Here is a 23,041-nt window from a genome sequence, read left to right on the forward strand (position 1 = left end):
GACCGCGGCTTTCCTTCGCCAGCGCGTTGCATTGCCAGATAGCGGCCGCATGTAACGGATTGATGTTGGCCGGCGTCGTGTTGCCGACTAAGCCTGTTGCAGATCGGCGGCAAATTGCAGCCGCCGCGGCGCCGCTTCCGTGAAATCCTTCACACCGCCGGCTGCGTGTCTATAGCCGCGGCGAATGCGCTGACGTTCACGCGGCGCTTGCCGCGAATCACCCGCTCGGCTAGTCCAAATCCATGGGAAAAAGGCTTTTGCCGCCTGATAACAATGGCGGCGGCGATAAAATCGAACCGGTCGATCTGAAGGAAGCGCTCGAGCGGCGCTATCTGGCTTACGCGCTGTCGACCATCATGCACCGGGCACTGCCGGATGTGCGCGACGGACTGAAGCCGGTCCATCGCCGCATCATGCACGCCATGCGGCTGCTCCGGCTCAATCCCGATCAGGGCTTTGCCAAATGCGCCCGCATCGTCGGCGATGTGATGGGCAAGTTCCATCCGCATGGCGACCAGTCGATCTACGACGCCCTGGTGCGCCTCGCGCAGGATTTCTCGATGCGCTACCCGCTGGTCGACGGGCAGGGCAATTTCGGCAACATCGACGGCGATAACGCCGCCGCCATGCGTTACACCGAAGCGCGCATGACAGAGGTGGCGAGCGAGCTGCTTGCCGGCATCACCGAGGACGCAGTCGATTTCCGGCCGACCTACAATGAAGAGGACGAAGAGCCGTCCGTCCTGCCGGGCGCCTTCCCGAACCTGCTCGCCAACGGTTCCTCCGGCATTGCCGTCGGCATGGCCACCTCGATCCCGCCGCATAACGCCGCTGAGCTTTGCGACGCAGCGCTTCATCTGATCGAGCATCCGGACGCGCCGGTGGCGAAACTAATGGATTTCGTCCAGGGTCCGGATTTCCCGACCGGTGGCATCATCGTCGACAGCCGCGCCTCGATCCTCGAAGCCTATGAAACGGGCCGTGGCGGTTTTCGCGTGCGCTCGAAATGGGGTCAGGAAGACCAGGGCAGAGGCACCTGGAGCATCGTCGTCACCGAAATCCCCTACGGCGTCCAGAAGGCCAGGCTGATCGAGAAGATCGCCGAGCTTTTGATGGCGCGCAAGCTGCCGCTGCTCGAGGACATCCGCGACGAGAGTGCGGAAGACATCCGCGTCGTCCTGGTGCCGAAGAGCCGCACCGTCGATCCCGGCCTCCTGATGGAATCGCTGTTCAAGCTCACCGAGCTCGAAAGCCGCTTCCCGCTCAACATGAACGTTTTGTCGCGCGGCAAGGTGCCGAACGTCCTGTCGCTGAAGGGCGTGCTGAAGGAGTGGCTCGACCACCGCCGCGAGGTTTTGATCCGCCGCTCGAAATACCGGCTCGGCGAGATCGAGAAGCGGCTGGAAATCCTCGCCGGCTATCTGATCGCCTATCTCAACATCGACGAGGTCATCCGGATCATCCGCGAGGAGGATGAGCCCAAGCAGGTGATGATGGCCCGCTGGTCGCTCACCGACAACCAGGCCGAAGCGATCCTCAACATGCGCCTGCGCGCGTTGCGCAAGCTCGAAGAGATCGAGATCCGCAAGGAATTCGACGGCCTCACCGCCGAGAAGAAGCAGATGGAGGCCCTGCTGGCTTCCGACGCCAAGCAATGGTCGACGATCAAGTGGGAAGTCACCAAGATCCGCGACACGTTCGGTCCGGAGACCGAACTCGGCAAGCGTCGCACCCAGTTCGCCGACGCGCCCGAGCATGACCTGACCGACATCGCGCACGCCATGATCGAGCGCGAGCCGGTCACCGTCGTTGTGTCGGAAAAGGGCTGGCTGCGCGCCATGAAGGGCCACCTGACCGATCATTCGCAGCTCGCCTTCAAGGAAGGCGACAGTCTGAAGCTCGCCTTCCATGCCCAGACCACGGACAAGATCCTGGTCTTCACCACCGGCGGCAAGTTCTACACCATCGGCGCCGACCGGTTGCCGGGCGGGCGCGGCCATGGCGAGCCGATCCGCATCATCGTCGACATGGAGAACGATCAGGACATCGTCACCGCCTTTGTCCATGATCCCAAACGCAAGCTGCTGCTCGTCTCCTACGACGCCAACGGTTTCGTCGTTTCGGAGGAAGAGGTCGTCGCCAACACCCGCAAGGGCAAGCAAGTGATGAACGTCAAGGCGCCGGACGAGGCCAAGCGCTGCATCCCGGTGTCGGGCGACCATCTCGCCATTGTCGGCGAGAACCGCAAGATGCTGGTCTTCCCGCTGGCCGAAATCCCGGAAATGGCGCGCGGCAAGGGCGTGCGCCTGCAGAAATACAAGGATGGCGGCGTGCTGGACCTGAAGACCTTCACCCTCGAGACGGGGCTCTCCTGGCAGGATTCGGCCGATCGCACCTTCACCAAGTCGCGCGAGGAGCTTGCCGAGTGGATCGGAGCGCGTGCCGCCGCCGGCCGCATGGTGCCGAAGGGTTTCCCCAGGACGGGCAAGTTCGGGTAGCGAGGCTCCCCTTCTCTCCTTGTGGGGTAAGAAGCGGTCCGCGTTAGCGGACGAAAAGCCAATTGCTTGGCTTTTCGAGCTTCGAACGCCCTGAGCCTGCAAAGGGCCGGGGATGGCCGATCCACCACCCGGCCGGGTCCCCGCTGCTTCGCAGCGTCCCGGCGTTCGCTGGCCTTTCATCGTGCCACTGGCACGATGAATTCGCTTCGCGAACCGGCTGCTCACCCCACAAGGGGAAGGCAAGGACGAACATTTGGACTATCGTCACGATTGCTGCACTATGATGGTGCATAAGCATCCATTGAACCATCGGGCATGGGAGAAACGCACGCTTGAAGCGGGCTGAAATCCAGAAACCGGGGCAGCGCCTGTTCGGCCTGTCGACGCCGCTCAGGGCGGCCGTCATCCCGCCGCTGTCGGCGGCGCGTTGGCTTCTGGTACTGATCGCCGCCGCCGGCGTCTATTTCTTCCACGGCTTCCTGTTCCCGGTGCTGGCGGCGCTCGTCATCGCCTTTGCCAGCTGGCCGCTCTACCGCCGACTGCTCGTTGGCGTCGGCGGCAACCGCACCGTCGGCGCGACTTTGGCGATCCTTTTCATCCTCACCTTCCTGGTAGTGCCGATCGCGCTTGCCGGCACCTATGCCATTAACGAGCTGCGCGAGTGGGTCACCTGGGCGATCGAGACCAATCGCCACGGCGCGGTGACACCGGGTTGGATCGCCGCCATACCGGTCGTCGGCCAGTGGCTGAACGAGCAGTGGACGGCCTATCTCGGCCACCCCGGCGGCATCGGCGAGTTGATCCAGCTGATCAGCGGCTCCAATATCGGCAGCATCTACCGCGGCGCCTTGGCTGCCGGCGGCAGCGCCTTCAGCCTGATGCTGACGCTTCTGTTCATGATGATCGCGCTGTTCTTCGCCTATCGCGACGGCGAGGCTTTCGCGGCCCAGATCGATCGCCTCGGCGAACGCATCCTGCCGACGCGCTGGGAGCGTATCTCGCGCGTCGTGCCAGCAACCATTTCCTCGACGGTCACCGGCATGACCATCATCGCCATCGGCGAGGGCCTGGTGCTCGGCATCGCCTATTGGCTCGCCGGCGTGCCGTCGCCGGTGACGCTCGGCGCGCTCACCGGCATCATGGCGCTGATCCCGGGCGGTGCGCCGCTCTCCTTCACCCTGGTGTCGATCTACCTCGCCGCCAGCGGCAAGCTTTTCGCCGGCGCGGCCCTGTTCATCTGGGGCGCGGTCGAGCTCTTCATCGTCGACAAGACCTTGCGGCCCAAGCTCGTTGGCGGCCCGATCAAGCTGCCGTTCCTGCCGACCTTTTTCGGCCTGATCGGCGGCGTCAAGACGATGGGGTTCCTCGGCCTGTTCATCGGCCCGGTGTTGATGGCGCTGCTCGTCGCCATCTGGCGCGAATGGCTGCGCGAGGTCGAGATCATGGACGAGCTTCCGCCTGTCGCCGACGAGGCCGGCGCGCCGCCCCGGATCGAGGCTGCCGCCGAGCCAAGGAAGATTCAGGCTGGGTGATGCACCGCGAGGTCCGCACGGCGCTTGCGGCCCACATGCAATTGCCAGAGCGAATGCGCGACCAGCGTTACGATCATGATGCCGCCGCCGATCAGGCTGTTGCGTGACGGTGTCTCGGCGAAGATCATCCACACCCAGACCGGCGCCAGGATCGTTTCCAAGAGATAGAACATCGCGACTTCCGCGCCCGAGATGTATTTCGGTCCGTTGGCGAGGCAGAAGAATGCGATCGGCATGACGATGCCGCCGTTCAGGATGATCCACCACGGCGCTTCGACTTGAAAGCCGGTCCTGGAGACCATGAACGCCGCCACCCCAAAAGGCAGGATCACGCCGATAAGCGCGGTAAAGCCCATGTCCTTGCCGCTGGCGCGCGAGATGGTGATGGCGCAGGCAATCAGGAAGGCCGAACACAATGCCATCAGGTCGCCGAACAAATATCCGGTGCCGACGGAATCGCCGACGATGATGGCGACGCCGACGATCATCAGCGCCATCGCGGCGAGGGTCAGCGGTCGCGGCCGCTCCTTCAGGAACAGCCACGACAGCAGCGCCGCGAAGACGGTGTTGAAGGCCAGGATGAAGACCAGATCGGCTGTCGATGTATGATAGACGGCTGTCATGAAGGCGACCGCGCCGAGCCCGTAAATCACGGCCACGATCAGCCCCGACCAGCCGGGTATGAGCTGCGGCGCATTCTTGCTGTACAAGCGCCAGATCGCCCACATGATCAGCGCCGCCGCCAAGGTGCAACTGGTGCGCAGCAAAAGGATGGTCCAAGCTTCGCCATCCGCGAGCCGGATCAGCGGAATATCTATGCTCAGCACCAGCCCGCCGATGGCGGTGACGAGGAGGCCTTTCTGGTGATCGGTGTGGGAAGACATGTGATCGTTCTCGAAACAAAGCGAGAGCAAGCGCCGGCGCGATTGCACACTTCTCGCGCGAGGGCGCGCAAGACCGGCGTCTTCTCCCTTGAAACACAATAAGAGCGGGTTCGGGAAAACTGTTTAGCGACTGACCGCTTCGTGGTCGTAGCGTTCCCAGCCTTTCGGGCCGAGATGCTCCTGCGGCATGAAGCGCATCTTATAATTCATCTTGCGCGAGCCGTTGACCCAGTAGCCGAGATAGACATGGGGCAGTCCCATCGCCTTGGCGCGGGCGATGTGATCGAGGATCATGAAGGTGCCGAGCGAGCGGTCCTCGAAGTCGGGATTGAAATAGGAATAGACCATCGACAGGCCATCGGCCATCTTGTCGGTGAGCGCGACCGCGATCAGCTCGCCATGGCCTTTGCCGGTGACGAACGTGTCGGGGCCGCGACGCCGGTATTCGATGATCTTGGTGTCGACATGCGTGTCTTCCACCATCATCGCATAGTCGAGCACGGTCATGTCCGACATGCCGCCACGGCGATGGCGGGCGTCGAGATAGCCGCGGAAGAGCGAGTATTGCTCGGTCGAGGGCTGCGCGTCATGCATGGCGCCGACGAGGTCGGCATTGTGCTGGATGACGCGGCGCATGTTGCGGCTGGGGCTGAATTCCTGTGCCAGGATGCGAACCGAGACACAGGCGCGGCACGACTCGCAGGCCGGACGGTAGGCGATGTTCTGCGAGCGCCGGAAGCCGCCTTGCGTCAGCAGGTCGTTCATCTCCGGCGCCTTGTCGCCGACAAGGTGCGTGAACACCTTGCGCTCGAACTGTCCCTCCAGATAAGGGCACGGCGACGGCGCGGTCAGGAAGAACTGCGGCGACTGGGTCGGATGCTGCGTCATCTAATCTTGGAAACGCTCCTGCGAATCGCCCTACCTTTGGCCCGGTCGACGAAAAATTCAACAGGATTGTGCGGACGCGACGGGCTTAACCTGTTCATATTTAAGCACAGGCGGCGCGGCGGTCTGATCGACACGGCCGTGGAACGCCGTCAGATATCGGTGCGGGTGACCACCGTGCCGAGCAGCAGGTCGTGCAGCGTGCGCTTGCGGTCGGAGAACAGCGTGACCAGGAGCACCAGCGGCGTCAGGATGACGTTGCCGGCCCAGAACAGCACCGAGTGAACCACGGCCGTCATGCCGTCGATGCGGCTGCCGTCGAGCTTCTCCAGGCGGATGCCCATGATCTTCATGCCGGTCGTCGCCTGGTCGCGGCTGCCCAGCGTGTTCCAGATGTAGAGAATGGCGACCATCGGCACCAGCACCGAAAACAGCGCCCAGCCGAGGCCGAAAGTCAAAAGCCCGAGAATGGCGACCAGGATGGCGAAGGGAATGGTCAGCAGCGCGACGAAGAAATAGTCGAGCAGGAAGGCGAAGATGCGCCTTGTCCGCACCCCGCGATAGGCGCGAGTGTCCTCGAACCTGGTCGTGATGATCTCGCCATCCAATACGCGTGCGTTCATATCCGTTCCTCAATCGCGGCATCCGCTTGAGGATGCCTGCCGCCCTTTTCAAATGGTGAGGGTGGCCCGGAATTCAAGGAAGGTGCCCGCCGGCGGACCGGCGCGATATCAGAAGATGCCGGGGCAGAGCCTGTAGCGAACTCGCCCGAGATAGTCGCGATATTCCTCGGTGAGCGCCAGGATGCGCTCCTCGCGCAGGATGCGATGGATCTGGAACAGGGTGATGATCGCGTAGACCGTGAAATTGTAGATAGAGAAGCTCGACAGCAGGAAAAGGATGTGCCCGGCCAGGTAGCCGGCATAGATCGGGTGCCGCACGAACCTGTAGGCGCCGCCGGTGACGACGCCGCGATTGGCGGGCAGGATGGCGAAGGAGCGGCCAAGCGACATCTTGCCCCAGATCACCAGCCAAAGCGCCAGGAATTGCAGCGGCGCCGCGATATAGAGCGGGATGATGGCGATTCCGTCCTGGAGCGATACGAAACCCGAGCCGAAACCGGCCGTCAGCGAGATGAATACCGTGAAAGGGCTCCAGTCGCGGACAATCGGTCGGCGCGCCAGCAGCAGCCAGGTAAAGGTCAGGACGTCGGAGATCATGAGCAGCAGGATGTTCAGCCGGCCCGGATCGATGACGAGGTGACGCGCACCGCGATAGACGAAGACCGCGGCGACCACCAACGCGATGAAACGGAACAGGCCCTCGCGAAGGTCGGTGAGGATCTCGCTGCTTCGCAGCCCGGACCAAAAACCGGTCTCTGCGCCAGGCAGCGCATCGCTTTTGGAAATCATCAACCCTGCCACCCCGGTGGTCCCCTCGACATGGACCATTGCACGCAAGCCTTGCCGTCCGGTTAAGGTTTCGCATGCTTTTGGTTGCATTGGCGGATTCGCCTGCCGAGGGAATGGTGTGTTGCCTGTTGAACATGACATTCTTCCCGGTCTAGCTTGCTGCGGCGCACAAAGGGGACGGGGACATGGACTACGACATGCTGGTCATCGGCAGCGGCCCTTCGGGGCGCCGCGCCGCGGTGCAATCGGCCAAGCTCGGCAAGTCGGTGCTGGTGGTCGACCGGGGCCGGCGCCTGGGCGGCGTCTCGGTGCACACCGGCACCATCCCGTCGAAGACGCTGCGCGAGACGGTGCTCAACCTCTCGGGCTGGCGCGAACGCGGCTTCTACGGGCGTGGCTACCGGGTCAAGCAGGACATTTCGATCTCAGATCTGGTCGACCGGCTGCACAAGACGCTCGACCATGAGGTCGAGGTGCTGCAGCATCAGTTCATGCGCAACACGGTGAAGAGCGCGCGCGCCGCCGTGAAGTTCCTCACGCCGAACAAGGTCAGCCTGACCGCCGACAATGGCGACTACAGCGAAGTTGGCTTCGCCAACGCGCTGATCGCCGTCGGCACCAGGCCGCACCGTCCGGCCGACGTGCCCTTCGACAAAAAGCGCGTCTTCGACAGCGACGAGATGCTGGAACTCCACCATCTGCCGCGCACGCTGACGGTGATCGGCGCCGGCGTTATCGGCGTCGAATACGCCACCATCTTTTCCGCCCTCGACGTGCCGGTGACACTGGTCGAGCCACGCAACACCATCCTCGACTTCATCGATCGCGAGATCGTCGACGACTTCATTCACCAGATGCGCGACCGCGGCATGACCATCCGCCTCGGCAGCACGGTGAAGGAGATCGCCTCGAAACCCGACCACGCCGAAGTGACGCTGGCCGACGGGCGCACCATCCGCTCCGAGATGGTGCTCTACGCAGCCGGCCGCACAGGCAATGTCGCCAGCCTTGGCCTCGACACGGTCGGCATCGAGGCCGACGCCCGAGGCCGCATCAAGGTCGATCCGCATACCTTCCAGACTACGGTTTCAAACATCTACGCGTCCGGCGACGTCATCGGCTTCCCGAGCCTCGCCTCGACCTCGATGGAGCAGGGCCGGGTGGCGGCTTGCCACGCCTTCGGGGTCCACCTGCCGCCGCCGCCGGAGAGCTTCCCCTATGGCATCTACGCCGTGCCGGAAATTTCCACGGTCGGCCTGTCGGAAGAGCAGGTGCGCGACAGCGGCGCAGCCTATGAGGTCGGCCTGGCGCGTTTTCGCGAGACCTCGCGCGGCCACATCATGGGCGTCTCAAGCGGCTTCCTGAAGTTGTTGTTCTCGGTCGAGACACGCCGCCTGCTCGGCGCCCATATCGTCGGTGAGGGCGCTACCGAGCTTATCCATATCGGCCAGGCGGTGATCAACCTCGGCGGCACGGTCGACTTCTTCGTCAACAACACCTTCAATTACCCGACGCTGGCCGAGGCTTACAAGATCGCCGGCCTGGATGCCTGGAACCGGATGGGGCAGGGGTGAGGGGTTCGGCGCTGCGGAATCTGGCCAAGCTGGCCGGTCAGCCTTCCATCTGCGACAGCAGCGAAAGCATGACGTCGGCCGAAGGCATCGGCAGCACCGCCTCGATCTCGGCCGGCCGCACGCCGGCGATGGCGTCTGCATCGCCCGCCACGGTACCGAGCGGCCCGCGAAACCCGTGCTTCGACCAGGCGAGTTGCTGCAGCTTCGGGCTGGTCAGCGCTTCGAGCAGCGGATCGACCGCCGGATCGATGACGATCAGCGGATGCGCCGAATAGACGGTGGGGCGCGGATAGAGGATCTCCGGCTTGGCGCCGGCGCCGGCCTGCACGCGCTGCCAGCGCCCCGGATCGGCAAGCGCCCATTCCACGAGCTGGTTTTCGTAGCCCACCACCATCGGCTCGGCGCCAAGCCCGCCGGCGATATACTGGTCGAACAGCTTGCCCGACGAGGACGATTTCAGGCCCATGCTGCGGAAGATCGACTTCGCCTCCTCGCCATGCCGGGCAAGCAGTTCCTGCGTCGCCACGTCGCCGCTCATCAGGCTGAGCACGAGCCCTGCGAACATGAAGCCGGAATTGGAGCGGTTGGGATCGGTGGAGACGATGCGTGCGCGGCCATAGAGTTCGGAAATGCCGAGATCCGACCAATTCTTGCCGGCCAGGATGGCGTCGAGCAGCGCCTTGAGGTCGAGCTGGTTGTAGCCGCCCTTGGCGGCGACGGTGACCAAGCCGCTCTTCTTCAGGCCTTCGACCACCGGGCCCCAGGTGTAGACGACGATCGGCGAATTGAGCACCACCTGGTCGTTGCGGATCGAGACGCCGCTCTTACGCGCGAGATCGACCATGATCGACGAGGATGGCCACAGGAATTGCGGCTTCTGCGTCAAGAGCGCCGGCTCGCGCACCATCTCGACCGAACCGGCGACACGCGCGTCGAGCTCCAGCCCGTAGCCGCCAAGCGCGCCGATCACATCGGGGTCGGCCAGGAAAGCCTGCTTCTCGCCGCCGACGAAGCCGAACAGATGCGCGCGGTTGCCGAGATAACCGCGAAACTCCGGCCGGTCCTTGAGCGTCAGATAGCCGCCCGTTCCGGCCGCGGCGGCGGCAAGCAGTCCCAGTCCGAAAGCGCGGCGAGAAAGGGCCATCAGCGACCGATATCCTCTTTCAGCGACTCCTGGATGAGTCGAAGGTCAACGTCGAGCGTGCCAAGCTCGGAGTCCGCCTGGCTGTCGGCATAGTGGACGAAGGCGTCCTGCAGCTTGGTGATCACCGCGCCGACAGTGGCAAGCCGCTGCTGGCTTGGCGCGCGGCGATCGGCAAGCGTGGCATAGCCTTCCGCGACTTCCGCCGCCTGCGGCACGTAATAGGTCAGGAAGCGCCGCACGGAAGCAGCGCTTGCCGGTTTCGCCTCGACCTTGGAGATGACGTCGGCGGCGATATCGGAAAGGTTCTTCACCTTGGCTTTTATGTCCTTGTCGGCGATAGAGCCGGCCGCGGCCGCCAGCCGGTCGGCCGCCGGCTGCGCCTGCGCCAGCAATTCGCGCGCGAACGCCACCTGGCCGCCGCCGATCGAGCGCAGGTCGAGCCCTTCGAAAAGCTGGCGTGGCGCCAGCACGAAGATCAATCCGGCAAAGACCAGAACCGAGATCACCGCCGAGACCAGGAAGGGGAAGTGGGTGAGTGTGCCGAGACCAATCAGCAGCGCGGCCGACACCAGCCCCGCCGCGATCCAGTTCCAGTCATTGCCGAACAAGCCGCGCATGGTTGGCCTTAGTTGTAGCCGCGCGCCGCGCGGAAGGCACCCGCAAGGTCGCCGCCGCCGTCGAAGACACGCGCCGAGGTCGCCTTGGCGAGACTGTCGAGCTGGCTCTTGTCGGCATCGCCGAAGGTGATCCCGAACACCGGCACCCGCAGCGGCGCCTGGCGCCACTCAGCCAAGAACGGCTCGGCGCTGCCGTCGGTGCGGCCGTCCGTCATGATGACGATGGCCGGCAGGTATTTCGGCAGGTCGGGCGTCGTCAGGATCTTCTGCAGCGCCTGCGAGGCGCAGGCATACATGTCGGTACCGCCGCCGGCGCGCTGCTGCGCCACGTCGCCAAGCAGCTGGTTCTGGCCCGCAGGATCACCGGTCGCGTCGAAAATGTCGCGCACTTTGCTGTCGAAAGGCAGCACGAAAATGTGGTCGGACGGCGTCCATTGCACCAGCACTTCGCTCGACTTTTCCGGCGTGAACAGGAACTGCGCGGCCTGCTGCAACTGCGTTTCGCCCTCGTTCTCCATCGAACCCGAGAAGTCGAAGCAGAGCGCCGTCAATGACGGTTTGCGCAGCGCCTGCTGGTAGAGGTCAAGCGCCTTGCGGATCACCGCGGGTTCCGGCATGCGGATCGACGTCACCAGCTTGCCCGGATCGAAATTCCAGTCGGACTCGGTCATCGCCTGGACCGCGGCGCCGCCGAGCGGCAGTCGCCGGCCAGTGTCGGCGATGCGCTTGCGCACCGTGTCCGACTGCAGATAGGCGAGCAGGTCGGCGAAGAACTTTTCGACATCGGCGCCGCGCCCGTGATCGATGAAGCCGAGCGGGGAATCGCCGACCGCGACGCCATCGGCCGGATAGACCGCGTAGAGCGGCTCGTCGCCCATTTGCTTCAGCCTGTCGTTGGTCTCTTTCAGCGTCGCCTCGTAATTCCACATCGCGTCATAGAGCGTGCCCTTGCGCGCGGAATCGACATAGAGGTCGGCCAGCCAGCCTGAAGACCCGGAAGAGCGCTCGACGCCCTGCAGCAGGGCGCCGACCGTGTCGTGCACGGAGAGGTTGTCGAGGTCGCCGGGCTGGATCACTTCCTTGCCGCCGAGCGCGCTGGAGAGCATCGCCAGATAGGCGCTGGCGCCGGAGTTGGACTGCGTGGCCGAGGTCATCAGGAATTTGAGCTTGCCGTCCTTCACCGCGGCAAGGATGTCCTTCATGTAGACTTGCCTGCCGATCCAGCCGAGTTCGGCGGCCTTGGATTTGCGCACGCCGAGGATGACCGGCATCTGCGCGATCGAGGTGAGGTTGCGTACCTTGCGGCCGGTATCGAACAGGTCGACCCAGACGCTCGACGCCGGCCAGACCGCGTCCTGATCGAGCCCGCTGGCCTTCTGCAGGCCGAGACCGATATCGAGCGAGCCTTGGTAGGAGATGGTGCAGGTCGCGCCCTGCTTGGCGCAGAACTCCTGCACGATCGGTTCCAGCACCGTGTTCTCGGAACCGGAGACGATCGAGAATTTGACGTTGCCCGAATTGCAGGCCGCCAGCAGCAGCGCGGCCGCCAACGCCAGAACGGACGAAAGCTTCATTGGCATCGAGGCCCCGTCAGCCCTGGGTGAGCGCTTTCTTGAGGTCGGCGGTCATCTGGTCCATCTGCTTTTCGGCGTCGGCCCGCTTTTGCCGGCCTTGCTCCTGGACCTTGAGCACACCTTGCACCGTGTCGATCAGATCGCGGTTGGCCTGCGCCAGCGTCTCGACATCGACGATGCCGCGCTGCGCCTGCTCCTCGATGGAGATGGCCTGATCCTTCATCATCTTCGATGTCTGGCGGATCATCTCGTTGGTGGCGTCCGTTACCGTCTTTTGCAGCTCCAGCGCCGACTTCTGGTTGGTCAACCCAAGCAGGATGACCATCTTCTGTTTCCAAGCCGGCACGGTCAGCACCGAGGTGGCCTGCAGGTTCTCGATCAGCGTCTCGTCGCCCGACTGCACAATGCGGATCTGTGGCAATTGCTGGATGCCGAGCTGGCGCGCCTGCACCAGGTAGAAGATGCGCTTTTCCAGCCGGTCGAGCGCCTGCACGGCGTCCTGGTAGGTTTGCGCCTCCAGGGAGCCGGCGGTGTCGGCGCTCTTCGCCTCCGCCGCGGCCTTCAGCTTCGGCAGCTCGTCGGCGCGGTATTCATCGACGAATTTCTTGCCGGCCTGCACATAGGCGTCGAGGTTGAGGATGGAGTCCTTGGTCTGCTCGTGCAGGTCGTCGAGCACGGCGATGTCGCGCCTGAGCGTGTCCTTATGACGGTCGAGCTCAAGGCCGATACGGTCGATCTGACCGGCGACATCCTCGTACTTTTCCTTGAAGCGCTCGAGCCGCGCCTTGAACGAGGAAAACAAATTGCTCAAGAACCCTTCTTCCTTTAGCGAAGCAGGGTCCAGGTTCCTGGCCTTCATGATGATGTCGGTAAGCAATGTGCCGGTGTCGCCGAGATCGCGGTTGCGGATCTGCGACAGGATCTTGTCGGCATAGTCGCTGACCGCTTGCTGGGCGCGGTCGCCGAAGACCGAAATCGCCGCTCGGTCGCGAATATCGATGCCGCCTTCGATCCTGGCGACCTCGCCCGGGCTGGCGGCAATGGCGGGCAACTTCGAAGTGTCGTCGAGCAGAGTGATGCTGTTCTCGTCGGCCATTGAGACCTCCCCCTCGGTGAACAGTATCTCGATAGACAGTGTGTGACAGACATATGACAATGGCCGGGCGTGGCGCTTGGGCCGTGAAATAGATTACATTTCCGCGCCTATGCGGAGGGACCCCTCGCTTCTGCAGCCGGCGCCGCCAGCCATTGTCGCACGATCGCGGCGTCCGCATCGCCGAATTCATGGCCCGAGGCGACGATGCGCGCGTCGACCTCGGCGCGGCGCTCGCTGAACAGCGTGACCAGGGCAGGAGCGAACAGACCGTAGGTCTGGTCGGCGGCGCCGGCGACGACCAGCACCCGTGTGCCGCTAAGATCTGACGTTGGAGGATTGTCGAGCACCGGCATTGCCCGCAAGAGTGCCGCCTGCCTGACAATGCCGGGATGGAGCAGCATCAGGCTGGAGACGACATTGGCGCCGTTCGAATAGCCAAGGAAGGTCGCGCGTTGCAGGTCGAGCCCATGTTGCTGCGCGGCTTCCGTCACGAACTGGGCATAGGCGGCCGTCTCGGCACGGATGGAGGTTTGCTCGAAACTGGTTGGCGTGATTCGCTCGAACCAGCGAAATCCGTCCTCCTGCCGAATGCGGCCGCGCGCCGCGACGATCACCGAACGCGGCGCGATCTGCATCGCCAGCGGCAGCATCGTCGTCTCGTCCACGCCTGACCCGTGCAGCACGAAGAGGCAGTCGCCGCTGGCGTTTGCCGGCTTCAGCAGACGGTAGGGAAATGTCAGATCCTCGCGCAGGATGCTGTTTTCGTCGCTATATTCGAACACGCTCACATCCATTTGATTCCATGAGAGATTCGTTGATTTGCCGGCTTCAAAACGGAATATTTTCGCGCTCCGCGAAAGTTGATTGAACCAGGCGCAATTCAGGCCGTTTTTCCGCCGATACACTCCCCCTGGGAGGAATCGAAGCGGTGCGCCCCGGGGGTCGCATTGCTGGCTATGAACAACCAGCTTTGAGGCCTTTTGTCGATGACCACCCCTGTTTCCAACGATCGCGACAAGCGTAACGATCGCGACAAGCGTATCGTCGAGCGCGATACGCGGATCGACGTGCTGCGCGCACTCGCGCTGCTCACCATTTTCGTCGACCATGTGCCTGGCACGGTCTTCGAGAATTGGACCTATAAGAATTTCGGGTTTTCCGATGCGGCGGAGGCCTTCGTGCTGATTTCCGGCATCTCGGTGGCGCTGGCCTATGGCACGAAGTTCAAGCCGGGCGGCCGATTGCTCGCGACCTTGAAGATGTGGCGGCGCGCTGGCGTGCTCTACATCTCCCACATCGTCATCACGATGGTGGTGATCGCGCTGTTTTGCGCCGCCGCGCTGTTCGCGCACCGGCCGGAAATCCTGACGATGATCAACATCGAACCCTTGATGCGCAACACGCCGCAGGTGCTGCTCGGCATCGTCACGCTCGGCCACCAACTCGGCTATAACAACATCCTGCCCGTCTATGCGGCGCTGCTTCTGGCGGCGCCTGCTTTCGTGCTGTTCGTCAGCTATCGGCCCGTGCCGGCGCTGATCGCGTCCGGCCTGCTGTGGTTCGTCGCCGGCATCTGGCAGATCGCGCCGCCGAACTATCCGGAGCCAGGCCTTTGGTTCCTCAACCCGCTGTCCTGGCAGTTCCTGTTCAACATCGGCCTTGCCGCCATGCTGCATGTGAAGCGCGGCGGGCGGATCCCGGTCAATCCGTGGCTGCTTGGTGCCGCCGGCATCTATGTGATCGGAGCGGCGATCTGGGTGCACAGCACGCTCTGGGGGCAGATCACCTGGTTCGACCTGCCGGTGGTGATCGGCGGCTTCGATAAGACCTTCCTGTCGCTGCCTCGGCTGCTGCATATCCTGTCGGTCAGCTATCTGATCGTGGCGCTGCCGGCTGTCTCGAACCTCTTCCGCGTCCGGCCCGACAATCCGCTGGCGATCCTGGGCAAGCGCTCGCTGCCAGTGTTCATCGCCGGCACGCTGCTTGCCATGGCGGCGCAGGTGCTGAAGCTGATCAATCCGGGCGGCCCGGCCTACGACACGCTTCTGATCGCTGCAGGCATCGCCATGCAACTCGCGCTTGCACTCTACCTCGAATGGCTTGCGAGCCTCGGCCCCTCCCGCGCCAAGCCGGTGCGCGAGGAGCCTGCGCGTGCGACGTTCGGCGTGCAGCCGCTGCCGGCGAGGGCGGGCGGCTACTGACCGCAGCGCAAGGAAAGTGCCGGGTGGTTCTATCCGCGCGGAATTACCTGAGCCCGCTCAGGCTTTCGGTGCCGGACCGGTCGAGCCTCTGACGACGAACTCGACGCCCATCGTCTCGCGCCGTACCGCGCCGTCATGGTCGAGGATCATGCGCGCGGCGCGACGGCCGATCTCGATGATCGGCTGGGCGATTGTCGTCAGCGGCGGCGTGGCCAGCGCGCCGTCCGGCACGCCGTCAAAGCCGACAATGGAGACATCGCCGGGAACATTGAGACCGCGTGCCCTCAGCCAGTCGATGGCGATCAGGGCCATGCGATCCGACATAGCCAGGATGGCGGTCGGCGGCTCCCCCTTGGCAAAGATCGCCTCGAGGCCGGCCCTGGTGCTTTTTTCTTCGTTCTCGGTCTCATAGACCGGGATCTTCGCCGTATCGATGCCGAAGCGGGAAAGCTCCTCGAAGTAGCCGGCAAGGCGATCGCGCGTTCCGGTGTAGACCGCGCTGCGCACCGCTTCTGGCGTCGCGAAGCCGGTGCGATTGTCGGCAAAGCCGAGCGACAGGACGGCGAAGCGGCGATGGCCAAGCTCGGCGAGATGGCGGGCGGCAAGCTTTGCGCCTGCGACATTGTCGACTCCGATGGCCGACACGGTCTCGTCCTGGAAGCCGAGCTCCAGCGCAACGAAGGGCAGCCTGCGTTCGCGCGTCAGATCGACAAGGCGCGAGCCGCCTTCGATGCAGAACAGCACAAAACCGTCGACAAGCGCGCTCTGGATGTTCCAGGCGAGTTTTTCCTGGTTGGCGGCCGAAACCAGCGCGATGCCCGCGCCGGTGGCGTCGCAGGCTTCGGAAATGCCGGCCATCATGACGCGGGCGAAGGGATCGTCGAAGAAGTAGGAGAGGGGCTCCGTGGTGGCGACGCCGATGGCGTTGACCTTGCCGGCGCGCAGCAGGCGGCCTTTCGGGTCCGGGCCGGCATAGCCCATCTGCTCCGCGACCGCCTTCACCCGTTCCCGCACTTCGGCGCGCACGATCTCGGGGCGGCTGAAAACATTCGAGGCCGTGCCATGCGAGACGCCGGCGGCCTTGGCGATGTCGGCCAACCTGATCGGTCTTGCCTGGCCTTCGAGGAGTGATGCCATCTCGTTCCTCCGAATCCGGTCAACGTGACGAACATGACCGCTGAATTGTCGCCGGTCATCTAACATTTTTGTTGGATCGATTCAATTTCAGTTGACGTCGGGCAAATAAGGCCTATGATTTGAATCGATCCAAATTTCCGCTTCATGGTGGAGCGGATTTCGACAGGAGGGGTGCCATGCATCCGGTGAGCTATTTGTTCGAGGATATCTACCGCAACGATTGGGGCATCGCCTCGGTCATCGTCAGCGAGAAGCGGCGCGGCAGGTCGAGTCCATGGAGGCGCGCCCCGCGCTTTCTCGTGGAGAGCAAGCGCGGCTGAGCCGCGGTGATTTTCAACGCCGATAGATTGGATCGGTTCAATCCTAAGGAGAAATGGTCATGCATCCGATTGGTCATCTGTTTCAGGATATCTATCGCAACTATTGGGGCATCACGCCCGGAACCGAGCAGCCTGAACGGCGCCGCGTCGGCGAGTTGCCTGCACGCGAGCACAAGCGGCGGATCGGCCGAAAATAGCCGTTGAAAATAGCCTAAGGGCGAGGGCGCCAGAGCGCCGAGACGGCGATCGCCACCCAGCCGGCGATCAGAAGGGTGCCGCCGATGGGCGCCGACATCGGGAACAGCCGCGAGCCGAGAAAGTCGCGGGCGAGCAGATCGCCGCAGAACAGAAGCAGGCCCGCGAGCAGGACGAGGCTGGCGATCCTGAGGCAGCGGTTGCCGCCGGCAAGGCCGATGGCAAGGAACATGGGCGCATGCATCAGCAGGAAATTGGCTGCGGTGCCGGTGAAGGCGCCGCCGCGATGCGCGGCCGCCGCCGACAGCGCCACGCCGGCCGCGCCGACGAGGCCGGCTGCCAGCACGAGGACGCGGCTCCTGCCGTCTGATGCTTGCCCGGTAAGGCTCATCCCGGATGCTCCATGCTGCGGCTGGGCGGATACGCCGGTCAGGACTCGCCGGCTTCAAGCAGCATATGCCTTGCGCGGCGCGACTGGACAATCCAGTTGTAGGCGGCACCCAGCGCCATCAGCACCGATGTGCCCAAAAACACCGAGCGCATGCCGAAATGCCCACCGACGAAACCGCCCGACAGCGGTCCCGCGACCTGGCCGACATATTGCGCCGAGATCGCCAGTCCAAGCACATTGCCGCCGATCCCGTCGGGGATGTTGTGGCGGATGACGCTTGTGATGCAGGGCAACAGGCCGCCCAGCGCCAGGCCCATCAGGAAGCGCAGGCCGATCAACTGCCAGCCATTGGTGACGAAGGCCTGCGGAATGAGCAGCAAGGCCGAGACGGCAAGCGCGCCGACCACGACGTTCCAGTGGCCGACGCGATCTGCGAGTTTTCCCAACCAGGATGAGGACAGGATGGTGCCGAGCGCCGCCGCCGACATGACGACGCCAGCGACCATGGTCACCTTGCTCTGGTCTTCGACGAGCTGCTGCACATAGACGGTGATGATCGGCTCGATCGACATGGTGGCGAAGGCGAGCAGCATGCCGGTGGTCAGCATGGCGACGATCGGCCGCTTGTCGGGGATCTGCGACCAGCCGCTTTTCGGCTTCGCCGTCGAGGCGCGCTTGGGCGCCGGCGGATTCTCCTTGATCAGGAAAGTCGTCGCCAGGAACGCCAGGAAGATGACGGCGCCGGAAAGCAGGAAGGTCGCGCGGATGCCGATCAGCGGCGGCAGCAAGCCGCCGAGCAGCGGACCGACCAGCGAACCGGCGGTGATACCTGCCGCGAGCACACCCAGCGCCCAGCCCGAGCGCTCCTTCGGCGTCTGCATCGCGACTAGGATCGTGGAGCCCGACGAATAACCGCCGGCAAAACCGATCAGCAGCCGAAGCAGCACCAGTTGCCACACACTCTCAACCATCCCGGTCAGCGACATGCAGATCGCCATGCCGAACGAAGCGCGCACCAGCATCAGCTTGCGGCCGTAGCGGTCGCCCAGCCGTCCCCACAAGGGCGCGACCAGCGCGGCCGCGAAGAAGGTCGCGCCATAGGCGATGCCCGACCACTGCACGATCGCCGCGTGGCCTTCGGCGCCGAGCTGCTCGACGTAAAGCGGCAGGAACGGCAGCAGCAGCGTCATGGCGATAAGCGTGCTGAACGAGCCGGCGAAGCAGACGGCGAGGTTGCGTCGCCAATGGATGTTGAAGTCGCTCTGTTCGGATTCGTTAGGCGTCATGTCATGCGTGCCGATGCTGGGGTTGTTATGGATACCGATTTGGGATACCAAGCCGGTATTCGTCATGGACCTGACACTCACCGCTGTCAATGCGGGCGCTGTCGATGCGGCTTTGGAAAGCGAGACGACAATGTCGCAGATGCAAAATGTCGAAAGACAGCTTCGCGAAATGATCCTCGGCCTGGAGATCGGCCCGGGCGAACGTTTGACCGAGCGTTGGATCGAGAGCCGGTTTGGCGCTTCGCGAACGCCGGTGCGGGCGGCACTGCTGCGCCTGGAAACCGAAGGGCTGATCGGCCGCGACGGCCGCGGCTGGACGGTGGCGCCGATCAACCTGGCGGAGCTCGGGCAGATCGCCGTCTACCGCGAGGCGGTTGAGGTCGCCGCGGTTCGCCTGACGGCGGCGCTCGAAGACCGTGGCGGCACCGAGGTGATCGCGGCGATGCTCGAGTCCTGCGATGCCGAGACGCCGCGCGAGGAATGGCACCGCGTCGGCATGGATTTCCACATTGAGCTGGCCAGGCTTTCCGGCAACGAGTTTCTGCTCAGGGCCGTTCGCGACGCGATGACTAGGCTGTCGCGGGCGCGCTGGCTGGAGGTACGCGATGAAAAGGCGCTCGGTCGTGCCTGGGCCGAACATCATGCCATCCTTGCCGCCGTCAAGGCCGGCCACGCGGACGAAGCGGCGGGTCTGCTCTCCGCTCACATCGCCGGCAGCCGCGATCGGCTTGTCAGCTCCTTGCATGACGATCGGCGCGGCCTGCGCGCCAGAGGATTCGCCGTGGTCGCGGCGTAAGATGTCGTGTGGCCATTCGCATTAGCAGGCTTGCAACATGGCCGGGAGAATGCTGTAGGAGACGAGGGGGATGAAGGCAGACTACCGTTGACCATCTTGCTGAATTCGCGGACGCATGGCCACACTCTCACGAACCGCCGCAAAGCTGTTCTATTACGCGCGCAATTTCGCGCGTGACCGCGCACCGCAATCCCTGTTCCGCGACCGCCTGGCCAGCCGGCTCGAGCAGGCGAGGCTCTCGGGCAAGACGGTTCGCGAGCGACTGAATTACTACAACAAGCTGGAACACCCGTTCGGGCCAAGCCCCGACGCCGTGGCCGTCGGCAAGCTGCCGTCCGCGTCCAGCATGTATTATTACGATCTCAAGGAATTCGCCCGCTATTTCGATCCTGGCCTGCTGATCGATTTCGAATATGGCGATGTCGTCGGCATTCCGGAGGTGCCGAGGATCGTCAAGGACCGCCCCATTGGCGACGACAACGCCAACGGCGTGCTGATGAAGTTGAACAAGTTCCGCCACTTCTACATGCCGCCCGACAAGGTGTCTTTCGCCGACAAGCGGCCGATGGTGGTCTGGCGGGGGCATCTCAATAATCCGCTTCGCACCCGCTTCGTCGAAAAGGCCGCTGACCTGCCGTTTTGCGACGCGGGTTCCCACAAGCCCGACGCGCCGGACGGATACCGCAAGCCGTTCCTGAACATCGAGCAGCAGCGACAGTATCGCTACATCGTCTCGCTCGAAGGCAATGATGTCGCGACAAACCTGAAATGGATCATGAGCTCCAATTCGCTCTGCCTGATGCCGGAGCCGACCTACGAAACCTGGTTCGCGGAAGCCCAGGTCGAGCCCAATGTCCACTACGTGCCGCTGCGGCAGGATTTTTCCGATCTGGTCGACAAGGTGGCCTATTTCGAAAAACACCCCGCCGAGGCGGGGCGGATAACCGCCGCCGCCAACGCCTATTGCCGCAAATTCGGCAATGAGCAGGACGAGCAGGCGATCTCGCTGCTCGTCCTCTATAAATATTTCGTGCTGAGCGGGCAGATAAAGCCCGACGCGGAAGTCTGGCGCTTCATCGCCGGCTGAACGTCCAGCCGCAGCCCTAAGCGTGAGAGCGGTCGAACACCTTATCGGCCGGCCCGAAACGGTCCCTGGCGGTGAACTGCTGGTGCCAGTAGGGATAAAGCACCGGCGGCCGGCTGACGACGTCGAGGCGCTGCCGCTCCTCCTCGGTGAGCGAAAGGCTGGCCGCGGCGAGATTGTCCTTGAGTTGCGCCTCGTTGCGGGCGCCGATCACCAGCGAACTCACGGCCGGGCGGCCAAGCAGCCAGGCAAGCGCGACCTGCGCCCCTGAGACGCCGCGTGCCTTGCCGATCTCGTTGAGCACGTCGACGATGCGCCACAGGCGGTCCTCGTCGCGGATCGGCGGTTCCTTCCAGCCGCCGACCTGGCGCGCGGTCGGGCTGTCGCGATGGTATTTGCCGGAGAGCAGGCCGCCCGCCAGCGGGCTCCAGACCAGCACGCCCAGGCCTTGGTCGACCGAGATCGGCAGCAATTCATATTCGGCCTCGCGCGCTTCCAGCGTGTAGTGGATCTGCTGGGTGACGAAACGGGCCTGATGGCGGCTGTCGCTGACGGCAAGAGCCTTCATCACCTGCCAGCCCGAATAATTGGAGCAGCCGATATAGCGGATCTTGCCCTGGTTGACCAAGGTGTCGAGCGCCGCGATCGTCTCCTCCAGCGGCGTGAGCCCGTCCCACTGGTGGACGAAATAGATGTCGATGACATCGGTCCTGAGCCGCTTCAGGCTCTTCTCGCATTCGCGGATCAGATGGTGGCGCGACAGGCCTTCGTCATTGGGGCCGGTGCCGATGCGCATGCGCGCCTTCGAGGCGATCAGCACGTCGTTCTTGCGCTTGCCGCCAAGCGCCTCGCCGATGATCTCTTCCGACAATCCGTTGGAATAGACATTGGCGGTGTCGATGAGGTTGATGCCGGCATCGATGCAGGTGTCGATGATGCGTTTGGCTTCCGAAAGATCCGAATTGCCGACGGCGGCGAACGGACCGGCGCCGCCGAAGGTCATGGTGCCAAGCGTCAATGTCGAAACTTTCAAGCCCGATCGGCCCAGCGTGCGGTATTCCATGTCAGTCCTCGCAATTTGTTTGAAGAGGCGCCGTGGCGAGCGCCGGGAAGAGGCGAGGGGATTTGTAGGACAATTCCCGCCGCTTGTCGCCCCGCTATCGATACGGACCGATCACATATCTTCGAGGCCTGCTGTCGGGCGATTGCAATAAAACCGTCATTGCGCCTCTGTATCTCAGTCGACTTACGGAGTGTCCACCCGGAGCCGGAGCGGATTCCGAAGCGATGATGGCCGACAGGCAGACGGAGCTGCGCGATGAATGAAGTGAAACCGAATTCCGGGGCGAAGGACTGGCTGGAAGCCGAACTCGAGGATACGCTCGACGAGGACTATGAGCTGGAGCTTTCCGAGCCGGCGCTCTCGCTCGAGATCGCCAAGATCTACAAGAAGTCGCATCCGCCCTCCATGGAGCGCATGACCTATTTCCGCGAGCTGCTCAGGCTGCAGTCGGAATTGATCAAGCTGCAGTCCTGGGTCGCCTACCACAAGAAGAAGCTGGTGGTGGTCTTCGAAGGCCGCGATTCCGCCGGCAAGGGCGGCGTCATCAAGCGCATCACGCAGCGGCTCAACCCGCGCATCGCCCGCGTCGTGGCGCTGCCGGCCCCGACCGAGCGCGAGAAATCGCAATGGTATTTCCAGCGCTACGTGCCGCATCTCCCTGCGGGCGGCGAGATCGTGCTGTTCGACCGCTCCTGGTACAACCGCTCCGGCGTCGAGCGGGTGATGGGCTTTGCCAATGGGGACCAAGTCGAGGAGTTCTTCAACGACGTGCCGGAATTCGAGCGTATGCTGGTCCGTTCCGGCATCACGCTCGTCAAGTACTGGTTCTCGATCACGGACGAGGAACAGCAGATGCGCTTCCTGATGCGCATCCACGATCCGATGAAGCAGTGGAAGCTTTCGCCCATGGACCTGCAGTCGCGGGTGCGCTGGGAGCAGTACACCAAGGCCAAGGAAGAGACCTTCGCCCGCACCAACATTCCGGAAGCGCCCTGGTTCATCGTCGAGGGCAACGACAAGAAACGGGCGCGGCTGAACTGCATCGACCACCTGTTGCAGCAGATGCCGTATCAGGAGGTTCCGCACGAGGACATCTCGCTGCCCGACCGCGTCTTCAACCCGTCCTACGAGCGCCAGGTGCTGCCGCGCGAGCTCTACGTGCCGGAGAAGTATTGAGGCCTTTTCCTTCTCCCCGTTTCACGGGGAGGTGAGGAGTGGTCCGCGCAGCGGGCGAAAAGCCAATTGCTTGGCTTTTCGAACGACGAACGCCCGAAGGGCGAATGAGGGGAAGCGCCGGCGTCGGCGATTGAGCCCCAATTCGCGGCCATTACGAGCTTGCCGCTAATCTCAAA

Annotated in this window: 22 protein-coding genes; 9 read left to right on the forward strand and 13 right to left on the reverse strand. The window is 63.7% G+C overall.

The window, feature by feature from the left end:
- Positions 1–242: 242 nt before the first annotated feature.
- Both parC and FJ414_RS03590 read left to right on the forward strand, forming a co-directional pair.
- The gene (gene parC / locus FJ414_RS03585; protein WP_140641353.1) at positions 243–2,498 is read left to right on the forward strand and encodes a DNA topoisomerase IV subunit A; all 2,256 of its coding nucleotides are present in this window, start codon (positions 243–245) and stop codon (positions 2,496–2,498) included.
- A gap of 332 nt (positions 2,499–2,830) precedes the next feature.
- A complete protein-coding gene (locus FJ414_RS03590; protein WP_140641355.1) occupies positions 2,831–4,030 on the forward strand; it encodes an AI-2E family transporter in 1,200 nt (399 codons plus the stop codon).
- On the opposite strand, the gene FJ414_RS03595 is transcribed toward FJ414_RS03590, so the two are convergent.
- The 4 genes from FJ414_RS03595 to FJ414_RS03610 all read right to left on the reverse strand — a co-directional run bounded on the left by FJ414_RS03595 (position 4,018) and on the right by FJ414_RS03610 (position 7,211).
- Positions 4,018–4,914: a DMT family transporter gene (locus FJ414_RS03595; RefSeq protein WP_140641357.1), complete on the reverse strand. Its 897-nt coding sequence runs from the start codon at positions 4,912–4,914 to the stop codon at positions 4,018–4,020. The genes FJ414_RS03590 and FJ414_RS03595 overlap by 13 nt on opposite strands.
- 123 nt (positions 4,915–5,037) lie before the next feature.
- Positions 5,038–5,802, reverse strand: a complete 765-nt coding sequence (locus FJ414_RS03600; RefSeq protein WP_140641359.1) for an arginyltransferase — start codon at positions 5,800–5,802, stop codon at positions 5,038–5,040.
- A 149-nt stretch (positions 5,803–5,951) separates the two neighbouring features.
- A complete protein-coding gene (locus FJ414_RS03605; RefSeq protein ID WP_073989170.1) occupies positions 5,952–6,422 on the reverse strand; it encodes an RDD family protein in 471 nt (156 codons plus the stop codon).
- Positions 6,423–6,530: 108 nt separating this feature from the next.
- The gene (locus FJ414_RS03610; protein WP_246672290.1) at positions 6,531–7,211 is read right to left on the reverse strand and encodes an isoprenylcysteine carboxylmethyltransferase family protein; all 681 of its coding nucleotides are present in this window, start codon (positions 7,209–7,211) and stop codon (positions 6,531–6,533) included.
- Between the two features lie 185 nt (positions 7,212–7,396).
- Here FJ414_RS03610 and sthA point away from each other — a divergent pair, with 185 nt between their 5' ends.
- A complete protein-coding gene (gene sthA / locus FJ414_RS03615; RefSeq protein WP_140541258.1) occupies positions 7,397–8,785 on the forward strand; it encodes a Si-specific NAD(P)(+) transhydrogenase in 1,389 nt (462 codons plus the stop codon).
- Between the two features lie 37 nt (positions 8,786–8,822).
- On the opposite strand, the gene FJ414_RS03620 is transcribed toward sthA, so the two are convergent.
- The 5 genes from FJ414_RS03620 to FJ414_RS03640 all read right to left on the reverse strand — a co-directional run bounded on the left by FJ414_RS03620 (position 8,823) and on the right by FJ414_RS03640 (position 14,010).
- The gene (locus FJ414_RS03620; RefSeq protein ID WP_140641361.1) at positions 8,823–9,929 is read right to left on the reverse strand and encodes a hypothetical protein; all 1,107 of its coding nucleotides are present in this window, start codon (positions 9,927–9,929) and stop codon (positions 8,823–8,825) included.
- Positions 9,929–10,546, reverse strand: a complete 618-nt coding sequence (locus FJ414_RS03625; RefSeq protein WP_140641363.1) for a 5-bromo-4-chloroindolyl phosphate hydrolysis family protein — start codon at positions 10,544–10,546, stop codon at positions 9,929–9,931. The genes FJ414_RS03620 and FJ414_RS03625 overlap by 1 nt, the downstream gene beginning before the upstream one ends.
- Positions 10,547–10,554: 8 nt before the next feature.
- Entirely contained in the window at positions 10,555–12,126 is a 1,572-nt protein-coding gene (locus tag FJ414_RS03630) for a substrate-binding domain-containing protein (protein ID WP_140641365.1), read from the reverse strand.
- A gap of 10 nt (positions 12,127–12,136) precedes the next feature.
- Complete coding sequence (locus FJ414_RS03635) at positions 12,137–13,216, reverse strand: toxic anion resistance protein (RefSeq protein WP_140641367.1); 1,080 nt, start codon at positions 13,214–13,216, stop codon at positions 12,137–12,139.
- Positions 13,217–13,323: 107 nt separating this feature from the next.
- Positions 13,324–14,010, reverse strand: a complete 687-nt coding sequence (locus FJ414_RS03640) for an alpha/beta hydrolase (RefSeq protein ID WP_140641589.1) — start codon at positions 14,008–14,010, stop codon at positions 13,324–13,326.
- Positions 14,011–14,202: 192 nt separating this feature from the next.
- Between FJ414_RS03640 and opgC the strand changes: the two genes are divergently transcribed.
- Positions 14,203–15,417, forward strand: a complete 1,215-nt coding sequence (gene opgC / locus FJ414_RS03645) for an OpgC domain-containing protein (protein ID WP_140641369.1) — start codon at positions 14,203–14,205, stop codon at positions 15,415–15,417.
- Positions 15,418–15,474: 57 nt separating this feature from the next.
- Here the strand turns inward: opgC and FJ414_RS03650 are convergent, their stop codons facing one another.
- Entirely contained in the window at positions 15,475–16,554 is a 1,080-nt protein-coding gene (locus FJ414_RS03650; RefSeq protein WP_140641371.1) for a LacI family DNA-binding transcriptional regulator, read from the reverse strand.
- A gap of 176 nt (positions 16,555–16,730) precedes the next feature.
- Here FJ414_RS03650 and FJ414_RS31360 point away from each other — a divergent pair, with 176 nt between their 5' ends.
- Both FJ414_RS31360 and FJ414_RS31365 read left to right on the forward strand, forming a co-directional pair.
- Positions 16,731–16,874, forward strand: a complete 144-nt coding sequence (locus tag FJ414_RS31360) for a hypothetical protein (protein ID WP_181181513.1) — start codon at positions 16,731–16,733, stop codon at positions 16,872–16,874.
- A gap of 59 nt (positions 16,875–16,933) precedes the next feature.
- A complete protein-coding gene (locus FJ414_RS31365; protein ID WP_181181514.1) occupies positions 16,934–17,071 on the forward strand; it encodes a hypothetical protein in 138 nt (45 codons plus the stop codon).
- 14 nt (positions 17,072–17,085) lie between these two features.
- Here the strand turns inward: FJ414_RS31365 and FJ414_RS03655 are convergent, their stop codons facing one another.
- Complete coding sequence (locus tag FJ414_RS03655) at positions 17,086–17,460, reverse strand: DUF423 domain-containing protein (RefSeq protein ID WP_140641373.1); 375 nt, start codon at positions 17,458–17,460, stop codon at positions 17,086–17,088.
- Positions 17,461–17,498: 38 nt separating this feature from the next.
- Positions 17,499–18,746, reverse strand: coding sequence for an MFS transporter (locus FJ414_RS03660; protein ID WP_140641375.1), 1,248 nt, complete (start codon positions 18,744–18,746; stop codon positions 17,499–17,501).
- 130 nt (positions 18,747–18,876) lie between these two features.
- On the opposite strand from FJ414_RS03660, the gene FJ414_RS03665 reads away from it, so the two are divergent.
- Together FJ414_RS03665 and FJ414_RS03670 are read left to right on the forward strand one after the other, a co-directional pair.
- On the forward strand, positions 18,877–19,542 hold the full coding sequence (locus FJ414_RS03665; RefSeq protein WP_140641591.1) for a GntR family transcriptional regulator: 666 nt from the start codon (positions 18,877–18,879) through the stop codon (positions 19,540–19,542).
- Positions 19,543–19,657: 115 nt separating this feature from the next.
- Positions 19,658–20,629: a glycosyl transferase family 90 gene (locus FJ414_RS03670; protein ID WP_140641377.1), complete on the forward strand. Its 972-nt coding sequence runs from the start codon at positions 19,658–19,660 to the stop codon at positions 20,627–20,629.
- Between the two features lie 16 nt (positions 20,630–20,645).
- Here the strand turns inward: FJ414_RS03670 and FJ414_RS03675 are convergent, their stop codons facing one another.
- A complete protein-coding gene (locus tag FJ414_RS03675; RefSeq protein ID WP_140641379.1) occupies positions 20,646–21,689 on the reverse strand; it encodes an aldo/keto reductase in 1,044 nt (347 codons plus the stop codon).
- Between the two features lie 255 nt (positions 21,690–21,944).
- Here FJ414_RS03675 and ppk2 point away from each other — a divergent pair, with 255 nt between their 5' ends.
- On the forward strand, positions 21,945–22,865 hold the full coding sequence (ppk2, locus tag FJ414_RS03680) for a polyphosphate kinase 2 (protein WP_140641381.1): 921 nt from the start codon (positions 21,945–21,947) through the stop codon (positions 22,863–22,865).
- Positions 22,866–23,041: the final 176 nt, after the last annotated feature.

This window comes from Mesorhizobium sp. B3-1-6, from assembly GCF_006439555.1.
Classification (GTDB): Bacteria; Pseudomonadota; Alphaproteobacteria; order Rhizobiales; family Rhizobiaceae; genus Mesorhizobium.

Excerpts from the sequence above, each read along its gene's own strand:
- parC (WP_140641353.1), top strand. The coding sequence starts at position 243 with ATGGGAAAAAGGCTTTTGCCGCCTGATAACAATGGCGGCGGCGATAAA.
- FJ414_RS03595 (WP_140641357.1), bottom strand. The coding sequence starts at position 4,914 with ATGTCTTCCCACACCGATCACCAGAAAGGCCTCCTCGTCACCGCCATC.
- FJ414_RS03600 (WP_140641359.1), bottom strand. The coding sequence starts at position 5,802 with ATGACGCAGCATCCGACCCAGTCGCCGCAGTTCTTCCTGACCGCGCCG.
- FJ414_RS03605 (WP_073989170.1), bottom strand. The coding sequence starts at position 6,422 with ATGAACGCACGCGTATTGGATGGCGAGATCATCACGACCAGGTTCGAG.
- FJ414_RS03610 (WP_246672290.1), bottom strand. The coding sequence starts at position 7,211 with ATGATTTCCAAAAGCGATGCGCTGCCTGGCGCAGAGACCGGTTTTTGG.
- sthA (WP_140541258.1), top strand. The coding sequence starts at position 7,397 with ATGGACTACGACATGCTGGTCATCGGCAGCGGCCCTTCGGGGCGCCGC.
- FJ414_RS03620 (WP_140641361.1), bottom strand. The coding sequence starts at position 9,929 with ATGGCCCTTTCTCGCCGCGCTTTCGGACTGGGACTGCTTGCCGCCGCC.
- FJ414_RS03625 (WP_140641363.1), bottom strand. The coding sequence starts at position 10,546 with ATGCGCGGCTTGTTCGGCAATGACTGGAACTGGATCGCGGCGGGGCTG.
- FJ414_RS03630 (WP_140641365.1), bottom strand. The coding sequence starts at position 12,126 with ATGCCAATGAAGCTTTCGTCCGTTCTGGCGTTGGCGGCCGCGCTGCTG.
- FJ414_RS03635 (WP_140641367.1), bottom strand. The coding sequence starts at position 13,216 with ATGGCCGACGAGAACAGCATCACTCTGCTCGACGACACTTCGAAGTTG.
- FJ414_RS03640 (WP_140641589.1), bottom strand. The coding sequence starts at position 14,010 with ATGGATGTGAGCGTGTTCGAATATAGCGACGAAAACAGCATCCTGCGC.
- opgC (WP_140641369.1), top strand. The coding sequence starts at position 14,203 with ATGACCACCCCTGTTTCCAACGATCGCGACAAGCGTAACGATCGCGAC.
- FJ414_RS03650 (WP_140641371.1), bottom strand. The coding sequence starts at position 16,554 with ATGGCATCACTCCTCGAAGGCCAGGCAAGACCGATCAGGTTGGCCGAC.
- FJ414_RS31360 (WP_181181513.1), top strand. The coding sequence starts at position 16,731 with ATGCATCCGGTGAGCTATTTGTTCGAGGATATCTACCGCAACGATTGG.
- FJ414_RS31365 (WP_181181514.1), top strand. The coding sequence starts at position 16,934 with ATGCATCCGATTGGTCATCTGTTTCAGGATATCTATCGCAACTATTGG.
- FJ414_RS03655 (WP_140641373.1), bottom strand. The coding sequence starts at position 17,460 with ATGAGCCTTACCGGGCAAGCATCAGACGGCAGGAGCCGCGTCCTCGTG.
- FJ414_RS03660 (WP_140641375.1), bottom strand. The coding sequence starts at position 18,746 with ATGACGCCTAACGAATCCGAACAGAGCGACTTCAACATCCATTGGCGA.
- FJ414_RS03665 (WP_140641591.1), top strand. The coding sequence starts at position 18,877 with ATGTCGCAGATGCAAAATGTCGAAAGACAGCTTCGCGAAATGATCCTC.
- FJ414_RS03670 (WP_140641377.1), top strand. The coding sequence starts at position 19,658 with ATGGCCACACTCTCACGAACCGCCGCAAAGCTGTTCTATTACGCGCGC.
- FJ414_RS03675 (WP_140641379.1), bottom strand. The coding sequence starts at position 21,689 with ATGGAATACCGCACGCTGGGCCGATCGGGCTTGAAAGTTTCGACATTG.
- ppk2 (WP_140641381.1), top strand. The coding sequence starts at position 21,945 with ATGAATGAAGTGAAACCGAATTCCGGGGCGAAGGACTGGCTGGAAGCC.